We start from the raw sequence: 2,178 nt of genomic DNA, 5'->3' as shown, positions 1-2,178 counted from the left end.
ACTACGAGACCGGTCGCTCCTCGCGCCATGCATGTAGCCTCTTAGCCGATGTCTGAGAACATTTCGACCACCAACGATGAGGCGTTCGCGCTCCCTACGCGCACCCGCAAGCTCACCGGTTGGGGTCGCACCGCACCCACCTCCGCCGAAGTGCTCTCGACCAGCGATCCGGAACTGATCGCCAAGGCCGTGAGCATGGTGGCGCAGGACAACGACTCGAAGCCGGCGCATCTGCGACGCGGCGTGATCGCGCGTGGCCTCGGCCGCTCCTACGGCGACAACTCGCAAAACGCGGGCGGCCTCGTGATCGACATGCCCGCGCTGAACAAGATCCACAGCATCGACGCGGCCACCCGCCTCGTCGACGTGGACGGCGGCGTCGACCTCGACCAGCTGATGAAGGCAGCGCTGCCGTTCGGCCTATGGGTTCCGGTCCTACCCGGTACCCGCCAGGTCACCGTCGGCGGCGCCATCGGCTCCGATATCCACGGCAAGAACCACCACAGCGCCGGCAGCTTCGGCAACCACGTGCGTTCGATGGATCTGCTCACCGCCGACGGTGTCGTCCGCACGATCACCGCCGCGTCCGATCCGGAGCTGTTCTGGGCGACCATCGGCGGCTGCGGCCTGACCGGCATCATCCTGCGGGCCACCGTCGAGATGACCCCCACCGAGACGGCGTACTTCATCGCCGACGGCGACGTGACCAGCACCCTCGACGAGACCATCGCCTTCCACAGCGACGGCTCCGAGGACAAGTACGAATACAGCTCGGCCTGGTTCGACGCCATCAGCCCGCTGCCCAACCTGGGACGCGCGGCCATCTCACGCGGCAACCTGGCCAAGGTCGACCAGCTGCCGAAGAAGCTGCAGAAAGACCCGCTGCGCTTCAACGGCAAGACCTTCTTCACGCTGCCCGATGTGTTCCCCAACGGGCTGGCCAACAAGTACACCTTCGGGCCGATCGGTGAGATCTGGTACCGCAAGTCGGGCACCTACCGGGGCAAGGCGCAGAGCCTGACCGCCTTCTATCACCCGCTCGACATGATGGGCGAATGGAACCGCGGCTACGGCTCCAACGGCTTCCTGCAGTACCAGTTCGTGGTTCCGCCGGAGTCGGTCGAAGAGTTCAAGCGCATCATCATCGACATCCAGAGCTCGGGTTTCTACTCGTTCCTCAATGTGTTCAAGCTGTTCGGCGAGGGCAACCAGGCGCCGCTGAGCTTCCCGATGGCCGGCTGGAACATCTGCGTCGACTTCCCGATCTCGCGTGGGCTCAACGAGTTCGTCACCGAGCTCGACCGGCGTGTGCTCGAGTTCGGCGGGCGGCTCTACACCGCGAAGGATTCGCGTACCTCGGCCGAGACCTTCCACAAGATGTACCCGCGGATCGACGAGTGGATCAAGGTCCGCCGCAGCGTCGACCCGAATGGCGTGTTCATGTCCGATATGGCCAGGAGGCTGGAGCTCCAGTGATCAACGCAGTTGGCAACCCGCAGACCATCCTGCTCTTCGGCGGCACCTCCGAGATCGGTCTCGCGATCGTGGCCGAGTACCTGGCCAAGAGCCCGGCCCGGGTCATCCTGGCGAACCTGCCCGGCGACCCGCTGCTCGAGAACGCCGTCACCCAGGTGAAGGCCGCGGGCGCGACCCAGGTCGACGTCGTCGACTTCGACGCGCTCGACACCGAGTCGCACCCCAAGGTCGTCGACTCCGCGTTCGCCGCGGGCGACGTCGACGTCGCGATCGTGGCGTTCGGTGTGCTCGGCGATGCCGAGGAGCTGTGGCAGAACCAGCGCAAGGCGGTCATGACCGTCGGCATCAACTACACCGCCGGTGTGTCGGTGGGCGTGCTGGTGGGCGACAAGTTCAAGGCCCAGGGCCACGGCCGGATCATCGTGATGTCCTCGGTGGCCGGTGAGCGCGTTCGCCGCTCCAACTTCGTCTACGGCTCCACCAAGGCCGGCCTCGACGGTTTCTACCTCGGCCTCGGCGAGGCGCTGCGTCCCTTCGGGCCGCGCGTCACCGTGATCCGGCCGATGCAGGTGCGCACCTCGGCGACCAAGGCCCACTGGGAAGCCACCGGCGCCAAGGAAGCTCCGCTCACCGTCGACCCGGAAGACGTCGCCAAGCTCGCCGTCACCGCGTCGGAGAAGGGCACCGAGATCGTCTGGGCGC

General features: G+C 66.3%; 2 protein-coding genes. Both read left to right on the top strand.

Annotated elements, in window-relative coordinates:
• Positions 1–60 precede the first annotated feature (60 nt).
• Positions 61–1,476, top strand: coding sequence for an FAD-binding protein (locus tag ACFWF3_RS33185; protein WP_378989554.1), 1,416 nt, complete (start codon positions 61–63; stop codon positions 1,474–1,476).
• Positions 1,473–2,178: decaprenylphospho-beta-D-erythro-pentofuranosid-2-ulose 2-reductase (locus tag ACFWF3_RS33180; RefSeq protein WP_379317874.1), on the top strand; the 706-nt coding region annotated here is incomplete at its 3' end. The genes ACFWF3_RS33185 and ACFWF3_RS33180, both read left to right, overlap by 4 nt.

This window comes from Nocardia sp. NPDC060220, assembly GCF_042727815.1.
In the GTDB taxonomy this organism is placed as follows: Bacteria; Actinomycetota; Actinomycetes; order Mycobacteriales; family Mycobacteriaceae; genus Nocardia.
Note: the sequence above shows the minus strand (reverse complement) of the source record. Positions and strands in the feature narration are given on the sequence as shown.